Source organism: Caulobacter endophyticus, from assembly GCF_029543245.1.
Classification (GTDB): domain Bacteria; phylum Pseudomonadota; class Alphaproteobacteria; order Caulobacterales; family Caulobacteraceae; genus Caulobacter; species Caulobacter endophyticus_A.
Genome location: NZ_JARQWV010000009.1, coordinates 170,770 through 196,703 on the forward strand (window position 1 = coordinate 170,770; position 25,934 = coordinate 196,703).

25 protein-coding genes are annotated in these 25,934 nt (G+C 69.7%); 10 read left to right on the forward strand and 15 right to left on the reverse strand.

Going from position 1 to position 25,934, the window contains the following annotated elements; all coding sequences use genetic code 11:
* Positions 1–2: 2 nt before the first annotated feature.
* The 3 genes from P7A99_RS10790 to P7A99_RS10800 are packed head-to-tail and all read right to left on the reverse strand — an operon-like array spanning position 3 to position 4,058.
* The gene (locus P7A99_RS10790; protein WP_277793880.1) at positions 3–1,457 is read right to left on the reverse strand and encodes an efflux transporter outer membrane subunit; all 1,455 of its coding nucleotides are present in this window, start codon (positions 1,455–1,457) and stop codon (positions 3–5) included.
* Complete coding sequence (locus P7A99_RS10795; protein WP_277793881.1) at positions 1,441–2,982, reverse strand: DHA2 family efflux MFS transporter permease subunit; 1,542 nt, start codon at positions 2,980–2,982, stop codon at positions 1,441–1,443. Before P7A99_RS10795 ends, P7A99_RS10790 begins: the two co-directional genes overlap by 17 nt.
* On the reverse strand, positions 2,982–4,058 hold the full coding sequence (locus P7A99_RS10800) for an HlyD family secretion protein (protein ID WP_277793882.1): 1,077 nt from the start codon (positions 4,056–4,058) through the stop codon (positions 2,982–2,984). The genes P7A99_RS10795 and P7A99_RS10800 overlap by 1 nt, the downstream gene beginning before the upstream one ends.
* 122 nt (positions 4,059–4,180) lie before the next feature.
* On the opposite strand from P7A99_RS10800, the gene P7A99_RS10805 reads away from it, so the two are divergent.
* The 3 genes from P7A99_RS10805 to purQ all read left to right on the forward strand — a co-directional run bounded on the left by P7A99_RS10805 (position 4,181) and on the right by purQ (position 7,273).
* Positions 4,181–5,125, forward strand: a complete 945-nt coding sequence (locus tag P7A99_RS10805; protein WP_277793883.1) for a LysR family transcriptional regulator — start codon at positions 4,181–4,183, stop codon at positions 5,123–5,125.
* Between the two features lie 117 nt (positions 5,126–5,242).
* Positions 5,243–6,559 carry an aminotransferase class V-fold PLP-dependent enzyme gene (locus P7A99_RS10810; protein ID WP_277793884.1) on the forward strand — a complete coding sequence of 439 codons (1,317 nt, stop codon included), beginning with the start codon at positions 5,243–5,245 and terminating at the stop codon, positions 6,557–6,559.
* Positions 6,560–6,610: 51 nt separating this feature from the next.
* On the forward strand, positions 6,611–7,273 hold the full coding sequence (gene purQ / locus P7A99_RS10815) for a phosphoribosylformylglycinamidine synthase subunit PurQ (RefSeq protein WP_101712516.1): 663 nt from the start codon (positions 6,611–6,613) through the stop codon (positions 7,271–7,273).
* A gap of 3 nt (positions 7,274–7,276) precedes the next feature.
* Here the strand turns inward: purQ and P7A99_RS10820 are convergent, their stop codons facing one another.
* The 4 genes from P7A99_RS10820 to P7A99_RS10835 form a co-directional block, all read right to left on the reverse strand.
* Positions 7,277–8,113, reverse strand: coding sequence for a hypothetical protein (locus P7A99_RS10820; RefSeq protein WP_277793885.1), 837 nt, complete (start codon positions 8,111–8,113; stop codon positions 7,277–7,279).
* Between the two features lie 190 nt (positions 8,114–8,303).
* A complete protein-coding gene (locus tag P7A99_RS10825; RefSeq protein ID WP_164467334.1) occupies positions 8,304–8,450 on the reverse strand; it encodes a hypothetical protein in 147 nt (48 codons plus the stop codon).
* A gap of 114 nt (positions 8,451–8,564) precedes the next feature.
* Positions 8,565–8,981, reverse strand: a complete 417-nt coding sequence (locus P7A99_RS10830; RefSeq protein WP_277793886.1) for a type II toxin-antitoxin system VapC family toxin — start codon at positions 8,979–8,981, stop codon at positions 8,565–8,567.
* Positions 8,978–9,331: a type II toxin-antitoxin system VapB family antitoxin gene (locus tag P7A99_RS10835; RefSeq protein ID WP_277793887.1), complete on the reverse strand. Its 354-nt coding sequence runs from the start codon at positions 9,329–9,331 to the stop codon at positions 8,978–8,980. Before P7A99_RS10835 ends, P7A99_RS10830 begins: the two co-directional genes overlap by 4 nt.
* On the opposite strand from P7A99_RS10835, the gene purL reads away from it, so the two are divergent.
* The gene (gene purL / locus P7A99_RS10840) at positions 9,315–11,522 is read left to right on the forward strand and encodes a phosphoribosylformylglycinamidine synthase subunit PurL (RefSeq protein ID WP_277793888.1); all 2,208 of its coding nucleotides are present in this window, start codon (positions 9,315–9,317) and stop codon (positions 11,520–11,522) included. The two genes, P7A99_RS10835 and purL, sit on opposite strands and share 17 nt — an antisense overlap.
* A 51-nt stretch (positions 11,523–11,573) precedes the next feature.
* The gene (locus P7A99_RS10845) at positions 11,574–11,933 is read left to right on the forward strand and encodes a hypothetical protein (protein ID WP_277793889.1); all 360 of its coding nucleotides are present in this window, start codon (positions 11,574–11,576) and stop codon (positions 11,931–11,933) included.
* 7 nt (positions 11,934–11,940) lie between these two features.
* Here the strand turns inward: P7A99_RS10845 and P7A99_RS10850 are convergent, their stop codons facing one another.
* Complete coding sequence (locus P7A99_RS10850) at positions 11,941–12,603, reverse strand: hypothetical protein (RefSeq protein WP_277793890.1); 663 nt, start codon at positions 12,601–12,603, stop codon at positions 11,941–11,943.
* A 15-nt stretch (positions 12,604–12,618) separates the two neighbouring features.
* A complete protein-coding gene (locus P7A99_RS10855; protein ID WP_277793891.1) occupies positions 12,619–13,269 on the reverse strand; it encodes a hypothetical protein in 651 nt (216 codons plus the stop codon).
* A gap of 310 nt (positions 13,270–13,579) precedes the next feature.
* Here P7A99_RS10855 and P7A99_RS10860 point away from each other — a divergent pair, with 310 nt between their 5' ends.
* The 3 genes from P7A99_RS10860 (at position 13,580) to P7A99_RS10870 (ending at position 16,258) form a co-directional block, all read left to right on the forward strand.
* Positions 13,580–14,263, forward strand: coding sequence for a heavy metal response regulator transcription factor (locus P7A99_RS10860; RefSeq protein ID WP_277793892.1), 684 nt, complete (start codon positions 13,580–13,582; stop codon positions 14,261–14,263).
* Positions 14,260–15,681: a heavy metal sensor histidine kinase gene (locus tag P7A99_RS10865; RefSeq protein WP_277793893.1), complete on the forward strand. Its 1,422-nt coding sequence runs from the start codon at positions 14,260–14,262 to the stop codon at positions 15,679–15,681. Before P7A99_RS10860 ends, P7A99_RS10865 begins: the two co-directional genes overlap by 4 nt.
* Positions 15,682–15,787: 106 nt before the next feature.
* Entirely contained in the window at positions 15,788–16,258 is a 471-nt protein-coding gene (locus P7A99_RS10870) for a nuclear transport factor 2 family protein (protein WP_277793894.1), read from the forward strand.
* A 180-nt stretch (positions 16,259–16,438) separates the two neighbouring features.
* Here P7A99_RS10870 and P7A99_RS10875 read toward each other — a convergent pair whose 3' ends face one another.
* The 4 genes from P7A99_RS10875 to P7A99_RS10890 all read right to left on the reverse strand — a co-directional run bounded on the left by P7A99_RS10875 (position 16,439) and on the right by P7A99_RS10890 (position 22,816).
* Positions 16,439–17,827, reverse strand: coding sequence for an efflux transporter outer membrane subunit (locus P7A99_RS10875; protein WP_277793895.1), 1,389 nt, complete (start codon positions 17,825–17,827; stop codon positions 16,439–16,441).
* Positions 17,814–19,022: an efflux RND transporter periplasmic adaptor subunit gene (locus tag P7A99_RS10880; RefSeq protein WP_277793896.1), complete on the reverse strand. Its 1,209-nt coding sequence runs from the start codon at positions 19,020–19,022 to the stop codon at positions 17,814–17,816. The genes P7A99_RS10875 and P7A99_RS10880 overlap by 14 nt, the downstream gene beginning before the upstream one ends.
* Complete coding sequence (locus tag P7A99_RS10885) at positions 19,015–22,197, reverse strand: efflux RND transporter permease subunit (RefSeq protein ID WP_277793897.1); 3,183 nt, start codon at positions 22,195–22,197, stop codon at positions 19,015–19,017. Before P7A99_RS10885 ends, P7A99_RS10880 begins: the two co-directional genes overlap by 8 nt.
* Positions 22,198–22,315: 118 nt before the next feature.
* A complete protein-coding gene (locus tag P7A99_RS10890) occupies positions 22,316–22,816 on the reverse strand; it encodes a winged helix-turn-helix transcriptional regulator (protein WP_277793898.1) in 501 nt (166 codons plus the stop codon).
* Between the two features lie 125 nt (positions 22,817–22,941).
* Between P7A99_RS10890 and P7A99_RS10895 the strand changes: the two genes are divergently transcribed.
* Positions 22,942–23,739: an SDR family NAD(P)-dependent oxidoreductase gene (locus P7A99_RS10895; RefSeq protein WP_277793899.1), complete on the forward strand. Its 798-nt coding sequence runs from the start codon at positions 22,942–22,944 to the stop codon at positions 23,737–23,739.
* An 81-nt stretch (positions 23,740–23,820) separates the two neighbouring features.
* Complete coding sequence (locus tag P7A99_RS10900; RefSeq protein ID WP_277793900.1) at positions 23,821–24,012, forward strand: hypothetical protein; 192 nt, start codon at positions 23,821–23,823, stop codon at positions 24,010–24,012.
* A gap of 213 nt (positions 24,013–24,225) precedes the next feature.
* Here P7A99_RS10900 and dmeF read toward each other — a convergent pair whose 3' ends face one another.
* Positions 24,226–25,185 carry a CDF family Co(II)/Ni(II) efflux transporter DmeF gene (gene dmeF / locus P7A99_RS10905; RefSeq protein WP_277793901.1) on the reverse strand — a complete coding sequence of 320 codons (960 nt, stop codon included), beginning with the start codon at positions 25,183–25,185 and terminating at the stop codon, positions 24,226–24,228.
* Positions 25,186–25,193: 8 nt separating this feature from the next.
* Complete coding sequence (locus P7A99_RS10910; RefSeq protein ID WP_277793902.1) at positions 25,194–25,469, reverse strand: metal/formaldehyde-sensitive transcriptional repressor; 276 nt, start codon at positions 25,467–25,469, stop codon at positions 25,194–25,196.
* Positions 25,470–25,934 lie beyond the last annotated feature (465 nt).

The window sequence follows — 25,934 nt, forward strand, 5'->3', positions numbered from 1 at the left end:
CCTCAGACCGTCCGCCAGTCGGCCCCGGTCGCCGCGAACAGCCGCACCGCGTCGGCCAGCTTGCGTCCCTCGATCCGCGCCCGCGACTGGCGGGCGGCGTTCTGGGCGCGCTGGGCGTCGATCACCTCCAGCATCGTACCGCCGCCGCGATCGAAGGCCAGGCGGGCCAGGCGCAGCCGCTCGGACGTCTGGCGCTCTACCCGCGCCTGCGCCGCCAGGGCGGCTTCGTCGGCCGACAGGGCCGCCAGGGCGTCGGCCACCTGGCCGAAGGCCGTAAGCACGGTCTGCTGATAACGGGCCGAGGCGACGCGGGCGGCCGCTCTCGCCTGTTCGCGCCGCGCCTTCAGGGCGCCGCCGTTGAACAGCGGCGCGGTCAGGCCCGCGCCCACGTCCCAGCCGCTGGCGTCGTAGCTGAACAGGTCCTTGGGCTTGAGCGCCCCCTGCGTCAGCGAAGCGCTGAGCTTGAGGTTCGGATAAAGATCGGCCGTCGCCACGCCGATGTCGGCGGTGGCCGCGTGCAGCTCGGCCTCGGCCGCCAGTATGTCCGGCCGCTTGCGCACCAGGGCCGAGGGCAGGACCACCGGCACGGGCGCCGAAAGCTTCAGCGTGTCCAGCGTGAAGGCCGGCGGGGTCCATTCGGCCGGCGCCTTGCCGACCAGAACGGCCAGGGCGTGGCGGGCCGCGGCCAGTTCGCCCAGCAGCGGCGGCAGCAGGGCGCGGTCCTGCTCCAGCTGGGCCTGGGCCGAGACCCCGGCCAGGCGGGTGGCGCCGCCCAGGGCGTCGGCCTTGCGGACCAGCTCGATATTGGTCTCGTCGTCGGCGATCATCTGCTGGACGCTGGCGATCTCGGCTTGCAGCGCCGCGATGGTCGCCGCCTGCAAGGCGATGTTGGCCGTCAGCGACAGATAGGCGGCCTCGGCGCGGCGGCCTTCGGCCTCGACCCGCGCGGTCGCGCCCTCAATGCGGCGCCTGCTGCCGCCCCACAGGTCGAGGTCGTAGCCGACGCCCGCCCCCACCGAATAGAGGCTGAAGGTCGGGTTGCTGAGCTTGATGTCGCCAAAGCCGGTGAAGCCGAAGGCCTGGAGGTTGGCGCGCTCGCGGTCGACCCCGGCGTTGGCGCTGGCCTGGGGGCCGGCCTGGCCGCGGGCGACCGCCAGGGCCGACTGGGCGCCGGCCAGGGTGGCGTCGGCCTCCGCCAGCGACGGATTGTCGGCCAGGGCCTGGCGGATCACCGCGTCGAGCTCGGGCGAGCCCAGCGCCGTCCACCACGGACCGACGCCCGTGCTGTCGAGGCTGGCCATGGCCGGAAGCGCCTCGTCCTTGCCGACGTAGCCGGCGGTCTTCGGCGCTTCGGGCGCCTGGAAGTCGGGGCCCACGGTGGTGCAGGCGCTCACCAGAGCAGCGAGGCTGATCGCGCCCATCAGGGTCGCGAGGCGGGTCTTAATGGTCGGCGACATGAACGGTCTCGCCCCCTTTGGCTTTCGGGGTTCGCATGAGCAGGATGAGCGGTGAGCAGGCCACGGTGATGAGCAGCATCAGGCGGAAGTCATCGAGATAGGCCAGCATCGAGGCCTGGCGGTTGATGACGCCGTTGAACGCGGCCATGGCGTTCTGGGTCAGGAACACGCTCTTGGCATAAGCTTGGTAGATCGGGTTGTCGGGCCGGGCGTGCTCGACCAGCACGGCGTGGTGCTTCTCGATGCCGCTGACGAACAGGGCCTGCATGATCGAGATGCCGGCCGCCGAGCCGATGTTGCGCACCAGGGTGAACAGGCCCGCGCCCTCGGCCCGCAGCTCCGGCTTCACCGTGGCGAAGGCGATGGTGCTGAGCGGCACGAAGATCAGCCCCGTCCCCGCCCCCGACAGGAAGCCGGAGACGATGATCAGGTGGGTGTCCATCCCCAGGCTGAACTGGCTCATCTGCCACAGCGACACGACGCTGATGGCCATGCCGATGGTCAGGATCAGCTTGATGTTCATCCGCCCGACCAGTTGGCCGACGGCGAACATGGCGATGAACGAGCCCAGGCCCCGGGGCATGGAGACCAGCCCCGTGAACGCCACGGGATAGCCCAGCAGGGTCTGCATCATCGGCGGCAGCAGGGCGAGCGTGCTGTAGAGCAGTATGCCGATGAAGAAGCCGAAGATGCAGCAGGTGACGAAGTTGGCGTCGGCCAGCAGCGCCCGCGAGACGAACGGCTTTTCGGCCGTGGCCAGCTGCACGCCGAAGATCCACACGCAGATCACGCAGATCACCAAGTAGGTCCAGATCTCGGCAGAGCCGAACCAGTCCTCGCCGGGTCCGCGGTCGAGCATCAGCTGGAAGGCGCCGATAGCGATGGCCAGGCTGGCGAAGCCCAGGATGTCGAAGCGCTTCTTCTCGGTCCCCTTCTTCTCGGAGAGGAAGAAGAACACGCCGCAGAAGGCCAGGATGCCGACCGGCAGGTTGATGAAGAACACCCACCGCCAGTCCAGATTGTCGGTCAGCCAGCCGCCGAGCGCCGGGCCCAGGATCGGCCCCAGCACCGCGCCCGCGCCCCAGACGGCCATGGCCTGGCCGTGGCGGTGGGGCGGGTTGATGTCCAGCAGCACGGCCTGCGACAGCGGGATCAGCGCCGCGCCGAACAGCCCCTGCAACAGGCGGAAGATGACGATCTCGGCCAGGCTGGTGGCGATGCCGCACAGCATCGAGGCGATGGTGAAGCCGATGATGCAGACGTTCAGCACCATCTTGCGGCCCAGGCGCTCGGTCATGAAGCCGGTCAGCGGCGTCATGATCGTGGCGGCCACGATGTAGGAGGTCAGCACCCAGGTGATCTGGTCGGCCGAGGCCGAGACGCTGCCCTGGATGTGCGGCAGGGCGACGTTGGCGATCGTGGTGTCCAGCGAGATCATGATCGTCGCCAGCATGACCGACACGGTGATCGGCCCGCGGTTGGCGACGTCGCGATCGTGGCCGGAAAGGGCCCGCGCGGCGCTCATCACTCGCGACCCGAGCGGACGTCCACGGTGGCCTTGGCGCTGAGGCCCGCGCCCAGGTTGGCGGGCGCGGCGTCGTCGAGGGTCAGGCGCACGGGCACGCGCTGGACCACCTTGACCCAATTGCCGCTGGCGTTCTCGGCCGGCAGCAGAGCGAAGCTGGAGCCGGTGCCGGGGCTGAAGCTGGCGACGTGGGCCTTCAGCGGCTGGTCGTAGGCGTCGACCTTGATGCTGGCCGGCTGGCCGACGCGCATGTGGGCCAGCTGGTCTTCCTTGAAGTTGGCCTCGACCCAGGGCTTGCCCGAGATCAGCCAGAACACCGCCTGCGAGGCGCTGACGCGGGCGCCGACCTGAAGCTGCTCGACCTTGGCCACCACGCCGTCGGTCGGAGCGACCACGGCGGCATAGGAGCGATCGAGCTTGGCGCGCTCGAGGCGGGCCTGGGCCTCCAGCACCTTGGGCTGGCGCTCGGTGGGGGCGTCGGCCGCGCCGCCGAGGTCGGCAAGGGCCGTGGCGATCTGCTGGCGCACGACGGCGATCTGGCGCTGGGCCTGGTCGGCGGCGTGGCGGGCCTCGTCGGCCTGGGCCTGGGTGGCGACGCCGGCGGCCGCCAGATCCTTGCGGCGGGCGGCCTCGCGTTTGGCGTAACCGGCGGTTTCCTCGGCGGCGGCCAGGTCGGCCAGGCGCTGGGCGTAGACGGCGCGGCGGGCCTGCACGTCGAAGCGGGCCTGGGCCAGGGCGGCCTCGGCCTCCGACACGGCGACCTCGTAGTCGGCCGGATCGAGGCGGAACAGCACCTGGCCCTTCTTGACGGCCTGGTTCTCGTGAACCTCGACGCTGACCACCCGGCCGTCGATGCTGGCGCTGATCGCCGTGCGGCTGGCCTGGATGTAGGCGTTGTCGGTGGCCTCGGACTTGCCGCCGGTCAGCAGCACGACGCCGACGCCCGCCAGGATCAGCGCGGGCACGCCGATCATCAGCGGCAGGCGCAGCCGCTGGCCCAGCGTCCTGCCCGGCCGCTTGCGGGCCGCTTCGACCTCGGCCTCGGCGATGGCGTCGTAACCTTCAGCGTCGCTCACGCGCTGCTCCACATGTCTTCGAGTTTCAGGGGAATCCCAGGGGGTCCGTTCGGTCGCGAACCTTGAGCGGCGAAATAGGACTCCGCCGGTCATGAGAGAAATGATATCTCTTCACGTCAGTCATGAATCCCACGAATTTCAAAACCGCCGACCTCAATCTCTTCCGGGTGTTCGTCACCCTGCTGGAGGAGAAGAACGCCACCCGCGCGGGCGAGCGCCTGGGCCTGTCGCAGTCGGCGGTCAGCCACGCCCTGCGGCGGCTGCGCGAGATGGTGGGCGATGATCTCTTCGTGCGCGGCCAGACTGGCCTGCGCCCGACCCCGCGCGCCATGGAGATCGCCGACACCGCCCGCACGGCGCTGAAGCTTCTGGAGACCGCCGTCTCCGCCCAGCGCTTCGATCCCCGCGTCGACCAGCACGCCTTCACCGTCGCGGCCGGTACCTACATCTCCTACGTCCTGGGTCCGCTGATCGCCGAGCGGGTCATGGCCGTGGCCCCCAACGTGCAGGTCCATTTCCGCAGCCTCTACGCCGGCATGACCGAGGACCTCGACACCGGGCGGCTGGACATGGTGATCGGCTGCTTCGAGTCGGTGCCGGGCCGCTTCACCCACACGCGGCTGTTCGACGAGAGCGGCGTCTGGGTCATACGCATCGGGCATCCCGCCGTGGCCGGCGGGATAGACCTGGACGCCCTGGCGCGCCTGCCCCGGCTGGGCGTGACCGGCGGCAACGACGATCCCGACCGCACCTCGGCCGGCCACATCGGCCTGCGCCGCGTGACCTCATGGGGCGAGCGCTACGCCCTGGGCGACGATTCCTACCAGCCGTTCTCGGTGCAGGACTCGTTCAGCGCGCTCAGCATGATCAGCCGCTCAGACATGATCTGCATCCTGCCGAGACGCCTGGCCGAAACCGCCGCCGAGCGCGGCAAGGTGGTGATGATCGAGCCGCCGGCCCCGCCGCCGCCCACGCCCTTCGGCGCGGTGATGCGGGCCAGCGACGGTCCCGACTCGCCCAACGGCTGGCTGCTGGACGTCTGCCGCGAGGCCGCCGCCGGGATCTGACGGCGCCTCCAGGCCGAACACATCCGCATGATAGGCCAAGCGGCGCCGTGAACCGCCACAGCGCCTCCGCGTTCCCGCAGCGCCGGTTTCCGGCTGGCTGGGACGACGACGATGGGCATGGATCGCAGGGGGTTTCTCTTTGGCGCGAGCCTGGCGGCCGCCGCCGCGCCGGCGCTTGCACAGGAGGCGGCCGACCAGCCGCCCATGACCGCCCCGGGCCCCAGCCCCGCCCCCGACTGGGACGCCGTCAAGGCGCAGTTCCAGACCGCGCCCGACCAGGTCAACATGAACGCCATGCTGATCGCCAGTCACCCCAAGCCGGTGCGGGCGGCCATCGACCAGTTCCGCCGCGAGCTCGACTGGCGGCCGGTGACCTTCCTGGAGGACAACAATCGCCGCCTGCAAGGCTACAGCCGCGCGGCGGCCGCCCGCTATCTCGGGGTCGAAGCCCGGCAGGTGGCCCTCACCGACAGCACCACCATGGGCGCGGCCCTGGTCTATTCGGGCCTGAAGCTGCGCCCCGGCGACGAGATCCTGACCACCCATCAGGACTACTACGTCACCCACGAGAGCCTGCGCCACGCGGCCCTGCGCAACGGCGCCAGCATCCGTCGCATCTCGCTGTACGACGACATCGGCCAGGTTTCCGAGCCGCAGATGGTCGGCCGGCTGATGAGCGCGATCACTCCGCGCACGCGGGTTCTGGCCCTGACCTGGGTGCACTCCAGCACCGGTCTGAAAATTCCCCTGCCCGCCATCTCCGCCGCCCTGGCGGGGGTCAACGCCGGCCGGCAGGAGGCCGATCAGGTTCTGCTGGTGGTCGACGGCGTGCACGGCTTCGGCAACCAGGACGCCGACATGAAGACCCTGGGCTGCGACGTCTTCGTGGCCGGCTGCCACAAGTGGCTGTTCGGCCCGCGCGGCACCGGCGTGATCGCCGCCAACGCCAAGGGCTGGGCGGCGCTGCGGCCCACGATCCCCAGCTTCGTCGACTCCGGCGCCTGGAGCGCCTGGATCAACGACGGCCCGTTGCCGGAAGCGGCCGACGGCGTCCTGATGTCGCCGGGCGGCTTCAAGGCCTTCGAGCACGTCTGGGCGATTCCCGCCGCGGTGGACTTCCACGAGAAGATCGGCCGCGCCCAGGTCGCCGACCGCACCGCCCTGCTGGCCGACCAGTTGAAGGCCGGCCTGGCCTTGATGCCCGGCGTACGCCTGGTCACGCCGCGCGACCGGCGGCTGTCGGCCGGCATCACCTCGTTCGACGTGGCGGGCCTGTCGGCCGACGGCGCGGTGCGCGCCCTGCGCCAGCAAGGCGTCGTCGCCTCGGCCGCGCCCTACGCCGTGCAGCATGTGCGCCTGACGCCTAGCCTGATGAACAGCCCGGCCGAGGTCGACCGCGCCCTGGCGGCCGTGCGCGAGATCGCGCGGGCTTAAAAGGGTTCAGCCCCCTGACATTCGGCTCGAACGGTGCTACAGGCCCGCGCCATGAAAGCCGCCGTCGTCGTCTTCCCCGGTTCCAACTGCGATCGTGACTGCAAGGTCGCCGTCGAACGCTCCACCGGCGCCCGCGTCGAAATGGTCTGGCACCAGGAGACGGCGCTGCCGGACGACCTGGACCTGATCGTCCTGCCGGGCGGCTTCTCCTACGGCGACTACCTGCGCTGCGGCGCCATGGCCGCCCAGAGCCCGGTCATGAAGGAAGTCGTCTCGGCCGCCAACAAGGGCGTCGCCGTCGTGGGCATCTGCAACGGCTTCCAGGTGCTGACGGAAGTGGGCCTGCTGCCCGGCGCCCTGCTGCGCAACGCCAAGCTCAAGTACATCTGCAAGCCGGTCGAGCTTGACATCGTCAACAGCCAGACCCGCTTCACCGCCGCCTTCGGCGAGCAGCGCGACGCGGTGATGACCGTCGGCAACGGCGAGGGCAACTTCTTCGCCGACGAAGAGACGCTGAACCGCATCGAGGGCGAAGGCCAGGTCGTGTTCCGCTACAAGGACAACCCCAACGGCTCGGCCCGCGACATCGCCGGCATCGTCAACGCCGGCGGCAACGTCCTGGGCCTGATGCCCCACCCCGACCGTTCGTTCGACGCCGACCTCGGCTCGGAAGACGGCGCGATCCTGTTCCGCAGCGTCTTCCAGAGCGCCTGACGACTACGACGCCGGCGGAACGAGTTTCCAGCCGGCGCCGTCGCGCACTACGCGCGCGGATTTCCAATCCGACGATCCGCGCCCGCCGGCAATCACAGCCTCGGGCTCCGTCGATCCGGGCAGGACCTTCACTTCCAGCGTATCGTCATCGATCCAGCGCGGATCGCAGGGCAGGTTCGCCTCGATGTCCGTGACCTTGAAGGCGCCGTCGCGATACTCGGCGATCTGCACGCCATGCAGGTTCTCGCCCTCGAAATCATCGCCTGTCGCGGCGAACAGGGTTCCGTCCGACGAGGCCACCGGCGGGCCGTTCAAGGCGCCGACATTTCCCAGCGTGTCGACGAGCCGCCAGGTCGTCCATTCCCAATGCCCGCCGTAGACGACGTCGAACGGGGCGTTCGGCAGGCGTCCGGCATAGGCGTAGCGAACGAAGCTTTCGCCCTCGCTCAGGTCGTCGACGAAGCGCTTGCCCGAAACCGTCAGAACCGCGCCATCGCGCCTGGCCCGGCCATCGGTCGAGGCGACAAACGGCGCCTCGGCGGCGTCGCGGTTCTCACCGACCGCAGTCTCGAAAACGCGGAAACGGGGCGGGAACTCGCCCCTGGGCTTGGCCTCGCCACGCGATACCGCCCAATCGGCGGAGGTGTAGTGACAGTAGTCGCCCCGATAGTCCGCCCGGAAAACATCGCCCGAGAACGGCGCCAGCAACGTGGCTTCAGCCGGGGCTTCGGAAACCTTTGCCGCATGGGTGGCGGGCGAAGTCTTCTGCTCGGCGTCTCGACCGCAACCGGTGACCATCGTGGCAGCCAACACCGCCACGCCCGCGTGTTTCCAGCTCATCGCGCCCCCTCAGATTGATATGGAAGGAAGCACGCGCGGCGGCGCCGCTCAAGCCGCCGCGCACGCACGAAAAAGGGCCGGCGGAGCGACGCCGGCCCTTCCTCCGATGGAGCGCTGCTAACGCTCGCCAGAGCATTTTCCGACGAAGCGGGTACCGGTTCGTCGTCAGAAAATGCGCTGAAGCTTCAGATCAGCGGTCGCGATCGCGCTCCGGCTGATTTTCCTGGCCGCCCGGGTTGCGGCCCTGCTCGTTCTGGCGCTGCTGCTGTTGCTGGCCCGGCGCCTGGCGCTGCGGGTTCTGCTGTTGCTGCTGCGGATTGCGGGTTTGTTCGCCCATGGGCCTTACTCCTCTTCGTTCCGCGCGCTGCGATGCGCACGGGATGAAGAACGGGCGCCAGACTCCGGCCGTTCCTTCGGCGCAGCTGCCTTAGTTCCTGCTTAGCTTATGTTTTTACGGAAGTTTTCGCGCCAGACGTCGGAGCGCCGAGCGGATGTCGGTATGGGTGAAGTCGTCGCCTTTGAAGAGCAGGGGCTCTTCCATGACCTTTGCTAGGGCATAGGTAAAGCAGTCGCCATAGTTGAGATTGGCGCGATGCCTTCCCTTGCCATAGGTGCGCCGCGCCTCGGCCGCCACGAAAGCCTGCTGAGCCGTAACGGCCACGATTGTTATTCCAAGCTCGGCAATATCTGCGTCAAGAAGCGCTATGCCATTGTCGAGATCGAGTTTGCGAAAATAGACCTCGGCGCATTCCAGATACGAGGCCACCGACATCTTCCTCACCCAGCTGTCGCGGATCAGATCGTGAAAAATCTCACGCTCAGGCTCGGCCAAAGCAATGGCGATGAAGGCCGAGGTGTCTACTATCATCCGATGGGCTGGCCGTACTCGTCATACAGCTCTTCCTCCTCGATCTCCCTGAGAGACCGAGGATCTTGCGTTCGTGGCCTCGCATCGAGGCGGGCAAAGAAAGCTCGTTTTCTGGCTTCCTGCTCCTCAGCCGTGAGGTCAGCCCCCGAAAGACGGACTTTCCGCTCCACCAGCGCCTGATGATAAACCTCAAACAGGCTTTCTCCAGTGACGTCAGCGATTTCTCGCGCCAGTCGCTCGGTTTCCTCCGGGAGAATGAGAATGCCCATTTCGCGCTTGGCCTCCAGTTGGAAATCTAGCGGAATCCCCGCAGCCGCGCTAGAAGGCGCGCCCATGAGCGCACCGACCAACGCCCCCGCCAAGTCCATGGCCGATACGGCCGCCGAGTTCGGCCTGAAGCCCGAGGAATACGCGGTCGTCCTCGACCGTCTGGGCCGCGAGCCCAACCTCGTCGAGCTGGGCGTGTTTTCGGTGATGTGGTCCGAGCACTGCTCGTACAAGTCGTCGAAGAACCAGCTGAAGAAGTTCCCGATCAGCGGTCCGCGCGTGATCTGCGGTCCGGGCGAGAACGCCGGCGTCATCGACATCGACGACGGCGACGCGATCATCTTCAAGATGGAAAGCCACAACCACCCGTCCTACATCGAGCCCTATCAGGGCGCGGCGACGGGCGTGGGCGGCATCATGCGCGACGTCTTCACCATGGGCGCGCGCCCCATCGCCCTGCTGAACGCCCTGCGCTTCGGCGAGCCGGCTCACCCCAAGACCAAGCGCCTGGTGGACGGCGTGGTCGCCGGCATCGCCGGCTATGGCAACTGCGTTGGTGTCCCGACGGTCGCCGGCGAGACCAACTTCCACAAGGGCTACAACGGCAACATCCTGGTCAACGCCATGTGCGTGGGCCTGGCCAAGGCCGACAGCATCTTCTACTCGGCCGCCCCGGGCCCGGGCCTGGCGGTCGTCTATTTCGGCTCCAAGACCGGCCGCGACGGCATCCACGGCGCGACCATGTCGTCGGCCGAGTTCTCGGAGGACTCCGAGGAGAAGCGTCCCACCGTCCAGGTCGGCGACCCCTTCGCCGAAAAGCTGCTGATCGAGGCCACGCTGGAGCTGATGGCCACCGGCGCCGTCGCCGCCATCCAGGATATGGGCGCGGCCGGCCTCACGTCGTCGTCGGTCGAGATGGCCGGCAAGGGCGGCGTCGGCATCGAGCTGAACATGGACATGGTCCCGCAGCGCGAAACCGGCATGTCGGCCTACGAGATGATGCTGTCGGAAAGCCAGGAGCGCATGCTGGCGGTCCTCAAGCCCGGCCGCGAGCAAGACGGCCACGCCATCTTCGAGAAGTGGGGCCTGGACGCCGCCGTCATCGGCTACACCACCGACACCGGTCGCCTGGTGCTCAAGCACCACGGCGAGACCGTCTGCGACGTGCCGCTGGCCCCGCTGTTCGACGATGCGCCGCTCTATGACCGTCCGTGGACCGATCCCAAGGTCGACGCCCGCCTCGACCCGGCCAAGGTGGCCGCGCCCGGCAACTGGGAAGAGGCCGTGCTCAAGGTCCTCGGCTGCCCCGACATGGCCTCCAAGCGCTGGCTGTGGGAGCAGTACGACCGTCACGTGATGGCCGACACCCTGGAAGACAGCGCCACCGGCTGCGACGCCGGCATCGTGCGCATCCACGGCACCGGCAAGGCCGTGGCCGTGACCAGCGACTGCACCCCGCGCTACGTCCAGGCCGACCCGTACGAAGGCGGCAAGCAGGCCGTCGCCGAAGCCTGGCGCAACCTGACGGCCGCCGGCTCGCTGCCGATCGCCATCACCGACAACCTCAACTTCGGCAGCCCCGAGAAGCCCGAGACCATGGGCCAGATCGTGCGCGCCACCGACGGCATGGCCGAGGCCTGCCGCGCGCTCGACTTCCCGGTCGTGAGCGGCAATGTCAGCCTCTACAACGAGACCAACGGCGTCGCCATTCCGCCGACCCCGACCGTCGGCGCCGTCGGCCTGCTGGCCGACTACGACCTGCGCACGGGCTTTGGCAATGTGGCCGAGGGCGACACCCTGGTGCTGATCGGCGAGACGCACGGCGAGCTGGGCGCCTCGATATATCTGCGCGAGATCCTGGGCCGCGAGGACGGCGCGCCGCCGCCGGTCGACCTGGCCGTCGAGCGCAAGAACGGCGACTTCGTCCGCGGCCTGATCGGCTCGGGCCTGGTGGCCGGCGTGCACGACCTGTCTGACGGCGGCCTGCTGGTCGCCGCGGCCGATATCGCGCTGGCCAGCAAGGTCGGCGTCACCCTGAACGCCACCAGCCACGCCCACGCTCACCCCTACCTGTTCGGCGAGGACCAGGCCCGCTACCTGGTGGCGACGCCCGATCCGGACGCGCTGCTGGAAGCGGCCAAGGACGCCGGCGTGCACGCCAACGTCGCGGGCGTGGCCGGCGGCGAGGCCTTCGCCTCCACGGGCCTGTTCTCGATCCCGCTGACCAAGCTGCGCGAGGCGAACGAAGCCTGGCTGCCGGCGTTCATGGGCTGATCGCCGGCCTCACTGTCGAGATCTGGGCGAAAGTACGAAAGAGTGTCCCGAATGCGTCTTCCGCTGATCGCCGCCGCCCTGCTGACCCTGGCCGCCTGCGCCCCGACGGCTCCGCCGCCGTCGCCGACGCAAGCGGCTTCGGGCAGCGACACCGCCGAGACCTGCGCGGCCCGCGGCGGCCAGATCGAGACCGTGGGCCGCCGGGGCCTGCCCACCTGCGTCGTGCCCTATGCCGACGCCGGCAAGGCCTGCACCGACAACGCCCAGTGCCAGGGCGGCTGCATCGTCGAGGGCAATCTCGAGCCCAACGACGCCCCGGTGACCGGCCAGTGCAAGCGCTCGAACGTGCAGTTCGGCTGCTACGCCAAGGTCGTGAACGGCAAGGCGTCCGGCGCGATCTGCGTCGACTGACGCCCCGCTAGATCGTTTCGTAAGTCACTGAGAAAACACCGTCGGCCGCCTGGACGACGGTGGCCTTGGCGCGTTCGCGCCCGGTGAACTCGATGACCGCGCCGGGCCTGGCCGACAGGTCCAGCACCTTGCCGCGCACATAGCGCCCCTCGATCAGGTGGAACACCGGGCGCGGCCGGATCTGGTAGGTGACGTGCGGCCGGGCGTCGAACACCGCCGCCGGCACGGGCTCGTTGCTGTCGATCTGCTTGGTCATGCCCAGCACCACGCCGTCGCCTTCCGGAAAGTCGGCCTTGGTGTCGATCGCGAAGTGACCGGGCTCGGCGGCGCCGGCAGTGAGCTTCTCGGCGAAGCCCCGGCTGGGTCCCTCGTGCTCCATGTGGGTGATCGTGACGAGGTCGCGAGCCAGAGGGTTCACCGGCGCCGTGAACGCCGCCGTGATCACGCGCTCGACCTCCACCCTGGCCGGAAAGGCGAAAAGGGCCTGCACCGCCTCGCTGAAGGTGGTGGCGCGCGGCGTGTTCGGTTCGACATAGTCGAAAGGCGCACAAACGGCGGACCATACCGCCACCGGCGCGCCGTCCAGGGTCACCTCCGGCGGCGCGGGCAGCAGCGCATAGCTGCGAACCTTGTCGCCGGCGTTCACGATCTCGATCGTCCAGACAGCCATGCGAGACCCGCTCCGTCAGTTCGGCTCGTAGGTGACGGCGAAGGTCCCGTCGGCCTTGGCCACGACCGTCGCCGTCAGCTTGTCCTGGTCGAAGTCGATGGCGACCAGCGACGGCGGATGCAGCGCCAGCGCCTCGCCGCGCAGCGGACGCCCCTGCGCCAGATGGAAGCGGTGCGACGGCTCGATCACGAACACGCCGCCGGGCTGGGGCGGGAAGCCGGCGATCGGGGTCGGCATGTCGCTGTCGCCGTACTTGCCCAGCCCGATCGTCGCGGGCGGCGGGAACGAACCATTGGACAGCGGATCGGGCGTGTGCAGCGAGACCGTGCCGTAGTCCGACCGATCATGCTCCACGGGCCCGAAGAGGGCGGGGTTGTCGAGCAGGTCGACGCGGTCGCGCGCCCGGGCGTCGACCGGCACGTTGGCGTTCTCCGTCAGCACCACGCCGGGTGCGGGCTTGGCGCTGAAGTCCACGAAGATGGCGATGCTCTCGCTGAAGGTCGAGCGGCGGCGATCGCCCGGCTGGATCCCCGGATAGGTGATCCAGGCGCAGGGGTGAACCGCGACCGCCTGGCCCGAGAAACGGACCTCGGGCGGCTGGCTGAAGAGGTAGAGGTCCTTGGCCTCACTGGTTTCGTTGATCAACTCGATCGTCCAGATCGCCATCGTACGCCCCTGCCCACGACGCGCCGCTCGCGTCGAAATCGGGCGCAACCTGGACATGAATCGAAGAGCTTCGCAATTGACGATGGCGCACATCGGCGCCGCCACGGCCTTCCGGTCAGAAATGTCATCCGCGCGTCAGCCTGGCGACCGGAGCGCTCTGGCACCTAGGCTGCAGTTCTCGCCCGGCCGCTACCGAGCCCCCTTCCCGCCCCAGCCGTGGCGGTCGGCGCGAGGACGCTGTATCAAAGCTGTTCGAAGGAGGCCTTCCGCCTCCGCCGCACGAACACCGCGCCGCCGGGCCGCCGCCACCATGAAGATCCTGATCGTCGAGGACGAACCCAAGACCGTCGCCTATCTGCGCAAGGGGCTGACGGAACAGGGCTACTCCGTCGATTTCGTCGGCGACGGCGAGGACGGCCTGCACCTGGCCCAGACGCTCGACTACGACGCCATCGTGCTGGACGGCATGCTGCCGGGCCTCGACGGCGTGGCCATGCTGGAGCGCCTGCGCCAGACCCGCCAGACGCCGGTGATCATGCTGACGGCCCGCGACAGCGTCGACGACCGCCTGCGCGGCCTGGGTGCCGGGGCCGACGACTATCTGGTCAAGCCGTTCTCGTTCCTGGAGCTGCTGGCGCGCCTGCAAGCCATCACCCGGCGCGGCCGCGGCGAGGCCACCACCATCACCGTCGGCGACCTGCATCTGGACCTGCTGGCCCGCCGCGCCACCCGCGCCGGCCGCCGTCTGAACCTGACCGCCAAGGAGTTCGCCCTGCTGGCCGTGCTGGGCCGGCGCCAGTCGCAGATCGTCTCCAAGACGATCATCACCGAGCTGGTCTGGGACATCAATTTCGACACCAACACCAATGTGGTCGAGGTGGCCATCAAGCGCCTGCGGGCCAAGATCGACGGCATGTTCGAGACCAAGCTGCTGCACACCGTGCGCGGCATGGGCTACGTGCTCGAATACCGTCCGGACGGAGGCCCCGAATGACCCCCGCCTCCATCGCGCCCAAGTCGATAGCCGGGCGGCTGGCCCTGATGTTCGCCATCGCCACCACCCTGGTCTCGGTGCTGGCGGGCGTGGCCATCTTCGGCTTCCAGAGCCTGGAGCTGCGCCGCCACCAGGCCGAGGAACTGAACGCCCGCATGGAGATCATCGACGCGATGATCCGCCACGCCGGCGATCCCAAGCGCTGGCCGATGCTGGGCGACAAGCTGGAGTCGTTCACCCCGGCCAACGGCGGCGTGCGCTACCGGGTCGACTGTCCCGACGCCCGCTTCCGCTTCGCCCCCGACGACGCCCTGGCCCGGGCGCGCGACGGCGTCGACCTGATCCATTTCGACGGCAAGCGCTACATGACGCTGACCCGCCGCGTGCCGCCCTATCTGGAGCGGCCGGAGGTGCGGCTGGTGATCGCCGCCGACACCGCGCCGTTCGACGCCTCGCGTCGCGTCCTGGGCGTGGGCGTGCTGGCCGTATCGCTGGTGACCATCGCCCTGGTCAGCCTGCTGGGCTGGTGGGTGGCCAAGCGAGGCCTCGCGCCCGTCGACCGCCTGTCGCAGCGGGCCCGGGCCCTGAACCCCAACGATCTTGGCCTGCGCATGCCGACCCACGACCTGCCGACCGAGCTGGTGGGCCTGATGACGGCCTTCAACGGCGCGCTGGACCGGTTGCAGGACGCCTATGAGCGCCTGGCCTCGTTCAACGCCGACGTGGCCCACGAACTGCGCACCCCGCTGGGCAACCTGATCGGCCAGACCCAGGTGGCCCTGTCCCGCCCCCGCGAGGCCGGCGAGCTGGAGGAGGTGCTGCACTCGAACCTCGAAGAGCTGGACCGCCTGCGCTGCATCATCAACGACATGCTGTTCATGGCCCGCGCCGACCAGGGGGCCCTGGCGGCCAATCTGGAGCCGGTGTCTCTGGCCGGCCTGACCCACAAGACCGCCGACTTCCTGGACGTCCTGTTCGAGGACGCCGGCGTGGCGCTGAAGGTGGTGGGCGACGGCATGGTGGCCGCCGACGCCTCGCTGCTGGGCCGGGCGGTGACCAACCTGCTCGACAACGCCATCCGCCACGGCGTCGACTGCAAGACCGTGCGCGTGACCATCGAGCCGCAGGACGGCAAGGTCTGCCTGGGCGTACGCAATCGCGGCGGCCCCATACCCGAGGCGCATCTGGCGCGGCTGTTCGACCGCTTCTACCGCCTCGACCGCGCCCGCGAGCACAGCCACGACGTCCACGGCCTGGGCCTGGCCGTGGTCAAGGCCATCGTCACCATGCACGGCGGCACGGTGTTCGCCCGCTGCGAGGACGGCGAGGTGCTGATCGGCTTCATCCTGCCCGGCGGCGTCGTCCAGGCCGAAGCGCAGGACCCCGCAACCCGCCGGAGCGAACCGGTCGAGGCCTGAGCGCCTTCACAAAGCCACGGTTCGCCACCTAAGCGTTACCGAGGCGAACCTTGAGGCGAGCCGCCCAGGCTGGGGGGACCGGCCCCTATGGATGTCGGGGACTTCCATGATCCTAGCCATGCTCGCCGCCGCCGCGCTCAGCGCCTCGGCCCCACCACCGGTCGCAAGCAACGCCGCGCCCCTCGATCCCGCCGCCGTGAAGGCGGTCGAGGCGACGGCCTATGACTATGTGGACGGCCAGTTGGAGGGCGACGTCGCCCGGGTCGCCCGCTCGCTGCACCCGGATCTCGCCAAGCGCGCCATCCGCTCAAAGCCCGATCCCGACGAAACCCTGGGGCTTCGGCGCATGAACCGCGACGAACTGGTCGACCTGACCCGGCAAGGCGCGCTCAAGACCCCCCGCGAGCAATGGAACCGCAGCGTGCGGGTGCTCGACATCGCCGGCAACGTGGCGGTGGCGCGGGTGGAAACGCCTTGGTTCGTCGACCATCTGAACCTCGGCCGCTTCGGCGACCGCTGGGTGATCGTCAACGCGCTTTGGTATCCTAAGCCCCGGCCGCCGGCGGCGAAGTCCTAGATCGCATCGGCACTCAACAATTCGGGCCTTTTCTCACCGAGCATCCCCGCGAAGGCGGGGATCCAAGCTGCGTTTCAGGAAGAAGCGCGGCGGTGAGCGACCCGCCAACTCCGCTTGGGTCCCCGCCTTCGCGGGGAAAGACGGGTCTGGGGAGCGCTGCCGTTTGAATGTCGACCCGACCTACGCCCCCTCCCCGCCCGTCCAGCCGCCGCCGAGCGCGCGGATCAGGTCGACGCTGGCCGCCAGGCGGCGGGTGCGCAGGTCCAGGGCCGAACGGCGGGCGTCCAGTTCGGCGGTCTGAGCGGTGACCACGTCGAGATAGCTGGCCGCGCCTTCCCTATAGCGGGTCGTGGCCAGGGCCGCGGTGCGGGCGGCGGCATTGACGGCCTCGTCCTGGCGGGCCTGGGCGGCGGCCAGGCGGTTGGCCAGCGCCATCTGGTCCTCGACCTCGCGGAAGGCGTCCAGCACCGTCTGGCGATAGCCGCCGGCGGCCTCGTCGAACACCGCGCGGCTGCGCGCGACCTCGGCCTTTCGGGCGCCGCCGTCCAGCAGCGGCAAGGCCGCGGCGGCGGGTCCCAGCGCCCAGACGCGGTTGGCCGTGGTCAGAAGCTCGCCGCCGGTCGACTGCCAGCCGCCGCTGGCGGCCAGGGTCACGGTCGGGAACCAGGCGGCGCGAGCCACGCCGATGCGGGCGTTGGCGGCGGCCACCCGGCGCTCGGCCGCGGCGATGTCGGGGCGGCGCTGCAAGACCAGCGACGGCGTGCTGACCGGCGTGAGCGGCGCATCCGACAGCCCCTCGACCGAGGCCACCGAGAAGCTGGAAGCCGGCTCGCCGACCAGCACCGCCAGGGCGTGCTCCAGCAGGGCGCGATCGGCCTTGGCCTGCTCCTGCTGGGCCAGGGCGGTGGCCAGCTGGGTCTCGGCGCGGCCGGTGTCGAGCGCGCTCGACGCCCCGCCGACCTGGCGACGCCGGGTCAGGTCCAGCGCCTGGCGATAGGCGTCGGCGGTCGAGGCCAGCACGGCGATCTGGGCGTCGGCCCCGCGCAGCTGGAAATAGGCGTCGGCCAGTTGCGCCTGCAGGCTCAGCCGCACGGCGGCCAGGTCGGCGGCGCTGGCTTGCGCGTCGGCGCGGCCGGCCTCGACCTGGCTGCGCACCCGGCCCCAGAGATCCAGCTCGTACGAAGCCGACGCGCTCAGGCCGACAGGATCGGTGCGGCCCGACGAGATCGTGCGCTGACTGGCGGCGCCGGCGTCGACGCCCACCGTGGGATAGAGGTCCGTCCGGGCCTGGCGAGCCAGGGCGCGGGCCTGGTCGTAGCGCGCCACGGCCTGGGCCAGGCTGGCGTTTCCGGCCACGAGCCGCTGCTCCAGCCCCGCCAGGGTCGGATCGGCGAACACCGACCACCAGTCGCCCGCCGGCGCGGCGTCGGCCCCGCTCGCCGGCGTCCAGGGCCCGGTGTCGCGGAAGGCGGCGGGGGTCGAGACGGCGGGCGGCGCATAGGCCGGCGCGGTGCTGCAAGCCGCCAAGCTCAGCAGCGCCAGGGGCAGAAGGGCGTCAGCCGCGCGCACCGGTCGCTCCCTTGGCTTGCGCCGTCTTGGCTTGAGCGGGCTTGGGCTGGATGGCGCGCACGCTGTCGCCGTCGGCGATGGCGTCAGGCGGGCTGCTGACCACCCATTCATTGGCCGAAAGACCCGTGGCCAGCTCCAGTTCCGAACCGTGATCCTTGGCGATCGTGACCTTGCGGATCTGGACCTTGCCGTTGTTGTCGACCACGGCGATCGCCGTGCCTTCCTTGCGGAACAGCAGGGTGTTGGCCGGCACGCGCAGGGTCGCCGGCGCGCTCGCCGCCCCCTTGCCGAGGTCCAGGCTGACCTGGGCGTAGGCGCCGGGCTTCAGGCGGCCGGCGGCGTTGTCGACCTCCAGCTGCACCAGCATGGCGCCCGACTGGGCGTCGACGGCGTCGGCGGCGCGCACCAGATGCGCCTGGAACGACTGGCCCGGCAGGTCGGGGCTCGAGAAGCTGGCGGTCATGCCCGGACGGATCGAGGCCGCCATGCTCTGGGGCACGCTGACATAGAGGCGCAGGCGACGGGTGTCCGACACCGTGAACAGGGGCGACGGCGCGCCGCCGCCGGCGCTGATCAGGGCGCCCAGATCGGTGTCGCGACTGGTCACAACGCCGTCGAACGGGGCGACGATGCGCTTGAAGGCCGCCAGGCTTTCCAGCCGGCGCACATTGGCGGCGGCCTCGTTGCGCATGGCCTCGCGGGCGGCGAGATCCCCCTGCTTCTCGTCGGCCTCCTGCTGCGAGACGGCGTTCTCGCCCACCAGGCGCTTCCAGCGGGCGGCGCCGACGGCGGCCAGGTCACGCTGGGCCGAGGCGGTGGCCAGGGCGGCGCGGGCGGCGACCAGCTGCTGGTCCACTTCCGGGGCGTCGATCTCGGCCAGCACCTGGCCGGCCTTCACGGGCTGGCCGATGTCGACGTACCAGCGGCGCAGATAGCCGTCGGTGCGGGCGTAGACCGGCGCTTGGTTCCAGGCCTGCAGGCGGCCGGGCAACACCAGCGCGCCGTCCTCGCCGGCGGTGGGCCGCACGACGCTGACGGTGACGACGCCGGCGTCCTGGCTGGCGCTGGCCAGGTCCTTGCCGGCCATGAAGCGGGCGGCCGCCCCCGTCGCCAGGATCAGGGCGAAACCCGCAGCGCCGACCAGCGCCAGGCGGCGCAGCCGACGCGGATCGGTCTTGGGCAGGGTGTCAGGCATGGACATGTCCTTCGGTGGACGGGGTCTCGGCGCGCGGACGGCGGCCGTGGACGATGGCGAAGATGGTCGGGACGAACAGCAGCGAGGCGCAGGTGGCGAAGATCAGGCCGCCGATCACGGCGCGGCCCAGGGGCGCGTTCTGCTCGGCGCCCTCGCCCAGGGCCAGGGCCATGGGCCCCATGCCGATGATCATGGCCAGGGCGGTCATCAGCACCGGGCGGAAGCGGGTGACCCCGGCCTCGAAGGCGGCCTGGATGGCGTCGCCGGTGGCCGCCAGCCGCTCGCGGGCGAAGCTGACCACCAGGATCGAGTTGGCCGTGGCCACGCCCATGCACATGATCGCACCGGTCAGGGCCGGCACCGACAGCGGCGTGCCGGTGGCGAACAGCATCCAGGCGATGCCCGCCAGGGCGGCCGGCAGGGCCGAGATGATCACGAACGGGTCCAGCCAGGACTGGAAGTTGATGACGATCAGCAGATAGATCATCACCACCGCGCCCAAGAGGCCCCAGCCCATGCCGGAGAAGGCGGTGTTCATGGTCTGGTACTGGCCGCGCAGGGTGACGCGCACCTTGGCCGGCTTGTCCTTCTCCAGGCTCTTGAGAACCTTCTGGACGTCGGCCGCCACGCCGCCCAGGTCGCGGCCTTGCGTCGCCGCATAGACATTGACCATCGGCTGGATGTTGTACTGCGAGACCACAGCCGGGGTCGCCCCGCGGCTCAGCGCGCCAAGCCCGCCCAGCACCTGCGGCGCCTCGCCCGGCACGCGGCTGCCGGTGACCGGGATCGCGCCCAGCTTCTCGAAGCTGTCGATCAGATATTCCGGCGTCTGGGCGACGATCGGATAGGACACCCCGTTCTGCGGGTTCAGCCAGAACACCGGCGCGGTCTGGCCGCTGCCGGCCACGGCCCCTGCCAGGCTGGCCGTGACGTCGCGCTCGTCCAGGCCCAGGGCGTGGATGCGGGTGCGGTCGGCGTCGAAGCGCAGTTGCGGCGAACCGGTGGGCTGCTGGATGCGGACGTCGGCGATGCCCTCGACGCCCCGAACGGCTCGCAGGATCTTCTGCGCGTAGGCCTGGTTGGTCGCCGCATCGCCGCCCGCCACCTGGATGTCGATCGGCGCGGGGCTGCCGAAGTTCAGGATCTGGCTGGTGACGTCGGCCGGCAGGAACGAGAAGGTCGCGGTCGGGAAGGCCTTGGGCAGTTCCTGGCGCAGCGCCCTGACGTAGTCGTCGGTCGGCTTGTGACCCTTCTTCAGGCTGATCAGTATGTCGCCGTCCATCGGACCGATGGTGCCCGAGGCGTTGTAGGCGACGTTGATGCCGCTCGTGGACAGGCCGATGTTGTCGACGATGGTGTCGATCTCGGCGCTGGGGATGATCGTGCGCACCTGCCGCTGGATGCGGTCGAACAGCGCCGCCGACTCCTCGACGCGATAGCCGCTGGGCGCGCGGACGTGCATGGCGATCGAGCCGGAGTCCACGGCCGGGAAGAAGTTGCGGCCCAGGAACGGAACCAGCGCCAGGCTCAGCACCGCAAACGCCAGGAAGCCGGCGACGAACTTGCCCCGTGCGCCCAGCGCAAAGCCCAGCAGTCCGGCATAGGCGTCGCGCACCTTGGCGAACACCCGCTCGAAGCCGCGCTGGAAGCGCACCAGGCGGTTCTTCGAGGGCGCCTCCTGGTCGTGCGGGGCGTGCGGCTTCAGCAGAAAGGCCGCCATGGTCGGCACCAGGGTCCGCGACAGGATGAACGAGGCGATCATCGCGAAGACGACCGACATCGCCATCGGCACGAACAGGAAGCCCGACACGCCCGGCAGGAAGAACATCGGCACGAAGACGATGCAGATGCACAACAAGCTGACGAAGGCCGGCGTGACGATCTGGGCCGCGCCGTCGAGGATCGCGGTCTTGACGTCCTTGCCGTGCTCCAGGTGCCAGTTGATGTTCTCGATGGTCACCGTGGCGTCGTCGACCAGGATGCCGACGGCCAGCGCCAGGCCGCCCAGCGTCATGACGTTCAGCGTCTGGCCGAAGGCGGCCAGGGTCGCCACCGCCGCCAGCACGGCCAGCGGGATCGACACGGCGATGATCACCGTCGAGCGCCAGCTGCCCAGGAACAGCAGGATCATCAGCGAGGTCAGCACCGCGGCCAGCGCGCCCTCGTGAACCACCCCCTCGACGGCCGCCTTCACGAAGGTCGACTGGTCGTTCAGCGGCGTGATCGACAGCTCGGCCGGCAGCTGGGCCTTCAGCTCGGGCAGCGCGCCCTTGATGCCGTCGACGATGGCGATGGTCGAGGTCGCGCCCGACTTCAGCACCGTCATCAGCACCGAGCGCTGGCCGTCCACGTGGACGACGTTCTGCTGCGGCGCCGAGCCGTCGCGCACATGGGCCACGTCGCCCAGGCGGATCGTGGCGCCGTTCACGGTGCGCACCGGCAGGGCGTTCAGCTCGTCGACCGAGCCCGGGGCGTTGTTGAGCCGCAGGCTGTACTGGAACTCGCCGATCTTCACGAAGCCGGCGGGGGTGATCTGGGTCTGGGCGGCGATGGCGGCGCCGACGTCGGTGGCCGACAGCCCCTTGGACAGCAGGGCCTGCGGGTCGATGTCGACCTGGATCTGGCGGGTCTTGCCGCCGAACGGGAACGGCACGGCCGCGCCGGGCACGGTGACCAGGCGCGTGCGGATGAAGTTGACGCCGTAGTCGAACAGCTGCTGCTCGCTCATGCCCTGGCCCGACAGCGCCAGCTGCACGATCGGCACGGTCGAGGCGTTGTAGTTCAGCACCAGCGGCGGCGTCGTGCCGGTCGGCATCTGGCGCAGCAGGGTCTGGGAGACGGCGGTGATCTGGGCGTTGGCCAGGCGAATGTCGGCGCCGGGCTGGAAGTAGACCTTCACCACCCCGATGCCCTGCAGCGAGGTGGCCTCGATGTGCTCGATGTCGTTGACCGTCGTGGTCAGGGCCCGCTGGTAGGGCGTCAGGATCCGGCCCGACATGTCTTCCGGCGACAGGCCGTTATAGGTGAAGGCCACCGCCACGACGGGGACGCGGATCTCCGGAAAGATGTCGGTCGGGGTGCGCAGGATCGCCAGCACGCCGACGATGAGGATCATCGCGGCCATGACGACGAAGGTGTAGGGACGCGCCAAAGCCGTCCGCACAAGCGAGATCATCGAGAAATCCGTCGTTCCGGAGAGGTTGCGACGGATGTAGCGGCGCCATCGGGTCGTCAGGCTGACGCGCGCCTGACAAGGCGGTCAGCAACGGTGGACAACCTTGGCCGCAGCAGCCTCAGCCGCGGTCGCGGCGCGCCTCGATCTCGGCGACCCGGCGGCGCACCGCCTCGCCCGCAACTGGACCGGCGGCGTAGGTGAAGCGCTCGCCGTCGATCGGCCGGCCGCTGACCGCGTCGACGACGATGGGCTCGGCCGCCCTGCCCGTCGCGCGGTCCACCAGCTGACCGGCGATCCCTTCCTGCGCGAAGTGGCGATTGCCGAAGGCCAGCATCGCCGTCAGCACCGGAGCGAAGTCCCGGCCCATGGGGGTGAGCACATATTCGTGGCGCACCGGCCGCTCCTGATACGGCCGCCGCTCGAGAAAGCCGGATTGTACTAGTCCGGCCAGCCGCTTGGTGAGGATGTTGGGCGCGACGCCGAGGCTCTTCTCGAACGCGTCGAAGCGGGTCAGCCCCTGCTGGGCGTCCCGCAGGATCATCAGGCTCCAGGCGTCGCCGACACGTTCGAGCGTGCGGCCGACGGGGCACTGTCCGGGATCGAAGGCGCGCGTGGTCATGAGATGAAGATAGTCGGTCGATAGCAAAATGAAAGCCAGTCACTTGCAATTCGAAAGTAACTAGCCATCTGCAAGTCACCCCGCCGCGACGAGCGTGGCGGCCAGCATCCCGAGGGGATCGAGACATGAGCAAGAAGCAGTTTCCCGGCGCGGCCCTGGTCACCGGCGCCTCCACCGGCATCGGCGCCACCTATGCCGACCGCCTGGCCCGCCGCGGCCACGACCTTGTGCTGGTCGCCCGCGACGCGGCGCGCCTGGCCGCCCTCGCCGAACGCCTGCGCGGCGAGGCCGGCGTCAAGGTCGACATCCTCCAGGCCGACCTGACCAACGCCGTCGACCTGGCCCGGGTCGAGGCCCGCCTGCGCGACGACGACGCCATCGACATCCTGATCAACAACGCCGGCGCGGCGCTGGGCGGCGACTTCGTCGACCAGGACGTCGACAAGGTCGACAACCTGATCCAGCTGAACGTGGTCTCGGTGACGCGCCTGGCCCATGCGGCGGCCGGCGCCTTCAACGCCCGCGGTCGCGGCGCCATCGTCAACATCTCGTCGGTGGTGGGCCTGCTGCCCGAGTTCCGCTCGCCGGTCTACGGCGCGACCAAGGCCTATGTGACCTACTTCACGCAAGGCCTGCGCAGCCAGCTGTCCGAAGCGATCAAGCTCCAGGCGGTGCTGCCCGGCGCCACCCGCACCGAGATCTGGGACCGCTCGGGCGGCAGCGTCGACGCGCTGGACCCGTCGACGGTGATGGAGGTCGGCGACCTCGTCGACGCGGCGCTGGCGGGCTTCGACCAGGGCGAGTTGGTCACCATCCCCTCGCTGCCCGAGGCCGGCGACTTCGCCGCCTATGACGCGGCCCGGTTGAACCTGGCGCCCAACCTGTCGCGCGACCGGCCCGCGCCCCGCTACGGCGTGGCCTGAACCCCGATGTCGGCGGCGGCCGGATCGCGGAACGAAAGCCGCCGCCGGCCGCTAACCCTTGTGGGGCCTGGGAGGCGCAGCATGTCGGTCATCGCCAATCTCGACGAGTTCATCCTGGAAGAGACCGAACACGGCATCTTCCTGACGGTCACCGCCGACGACGACCAGACCATGCGCGTCAGGGTCACGCTCGACGACCTCGAGGAGATCATGGAGGTCATCGACGAGGTGTTCGGCGTCGAGGTCGAGGCCGCCAACGACGAGGCGGAGTGATCTTTCCAATCCTTCTCCCCTTGCGGGAGAAGGTGTCGCCCCCCGGGTCCGGCTGAAGGCCGGCCCGAGGATAAACTCCGTCGACGGATGAGGGGTCGCATGTACTAGAACGCCGCGACGGCTGATCGGCTGTCGCGGCGTCTTGCTTTTGAGAGACCCCTCACCCGACCTCCCTCCGGGAGGCCACCCTCTCCCGCAAGGGGAGAGGGGGCGCTACGCGACCTCCACCGTCAGGTGCCGCAGTTCGTGCACGGGCGTCAGCCGCTCGCGCACGGCCTGCGCCGACAGGCCTGCGACGCTGACGATGGCCGCATGGGCCTGCGGGCCCACCTTCCAGACGTGCAGGTCGAGGATACGGGCGTCGCCGGAGACTTCCAGCAGCTCGCGCATCTCGTCGGCCACGTGGTCGTCGGTGGCGTCGAGCAGGATGGCGGCGGTGTCGCGCATCAGGCCCCAGGCCCAGCGACCGATGACCACCGCGCCGACCACGCCCATGATCGGGTCCAGCCAGGTCCAGCCGAACTGCCGGCCGGCGATCAGGGCGACGATGGCCAGCACCGAGGTCAGGGCGTCGGCCAGCACGTGCATGTAGGCCGAGCGCAGGTTGTTGTCGTGCCCATGGCCGCGCCCATGGTCGTGCCCATGGTCATGATGGTGGTCATGACCGTGATCGTGATGGTGGTCGTGCCGATGATGGTGGTGGCCGTGATGATGCCCGCCCGACAGCAGGGCCGCGCTGGCCAGGTTCACCGCCAGGCCGACCACGGCGATGACGATGGCCTCGATGAAGGCGATCGAGGACGGCTCGAACAGGCGGCGCACCGACTCCACGGCCACGCCGATGGCCACCACCGCCAGCACCAGGGCCGAGGCGAAGCCGGCCAGGTCGCCGACCTTGCCGGTGCCGAAGCTGTAGCGGCGGCTCGTGGCATGCTTGCGGGCATAGGCGTAGGCGGCGGCCGCCACGGCCAGGGCCCCGGCGTGGGTGGCCATGTGGAAGCCGTCGGCCAGCAGGGCCATCGAGCCGGTCCACCAGCCGGCCAGGATCTCGACCACCATCATCACCGCCGTCAGGGCCACCACCCACAGGGTGCGGCGGGCGTTGGCGTCGTGGTCGGCGGCCAGGAAGACGTGGTCGTGCGGATGCGGCGGGGCGGTGACGGCGGCGGTCATGTCGGAGCTCATTTGGAATAACGGCGGAAGGCCTCGATCACCTCGGCCGCGCCCTTCTCGCGCTCGGCGTCGGAAAGGCCGGGCGCGGCGACGTGCTCGCGCAGGTGGGTCTCGACGATCTCGTCGAGCAGGCCGTTGAGGGCGCCGCGCGTGGCGGCCACCAGATGCAGGGTCTTGGCGCAGTCATGATCATCAGCGATCGCGCGTTCGATCGCCGCGACCTGGCCGGCGATGCGGCGGACGCGCTTGAGCAGGGCGTCATTGTCGGTGGAAAGGTGAGCCATAGGGTACCCCCCTATAGTATATTCAAGGCGAAGGGAACCTCGCCTCGCCAGGAACGGATCCACCGATCCAGATCCTCCCCCTGAAGGGGGAGGTGGCCCGGAGGGCCGGAGGGGGAAGTATTCGCTGAGGCCAGCGTATCCCACCAACTAACCAACAAAGCCCGCCTCCCTCGCCCTTGTGGCGAGGGCCCATGCCGGCGGCTGCTCAAACGGCGGCCGAACGCGAAAGGTCTGAGCAGGCTGAACGATGGGTCCTCGCCACAGGGGCGAGGAAGGCGTGAGTTTGGGGCGAAGGGGATAGAGCAGCGTGGATCCCCGGCGGCTTCCGAAAAGAATCCAACCAATCCAGCCACTTGCAACTTTCTCATCCAATTCAATCAGACGCGCTGAAACCCGCCGCATAATCAAACCCGTCCCCGCCATGGGGAGGGCTCTTGGTACCGGCCCAAGCGTGGCGAGGACCGC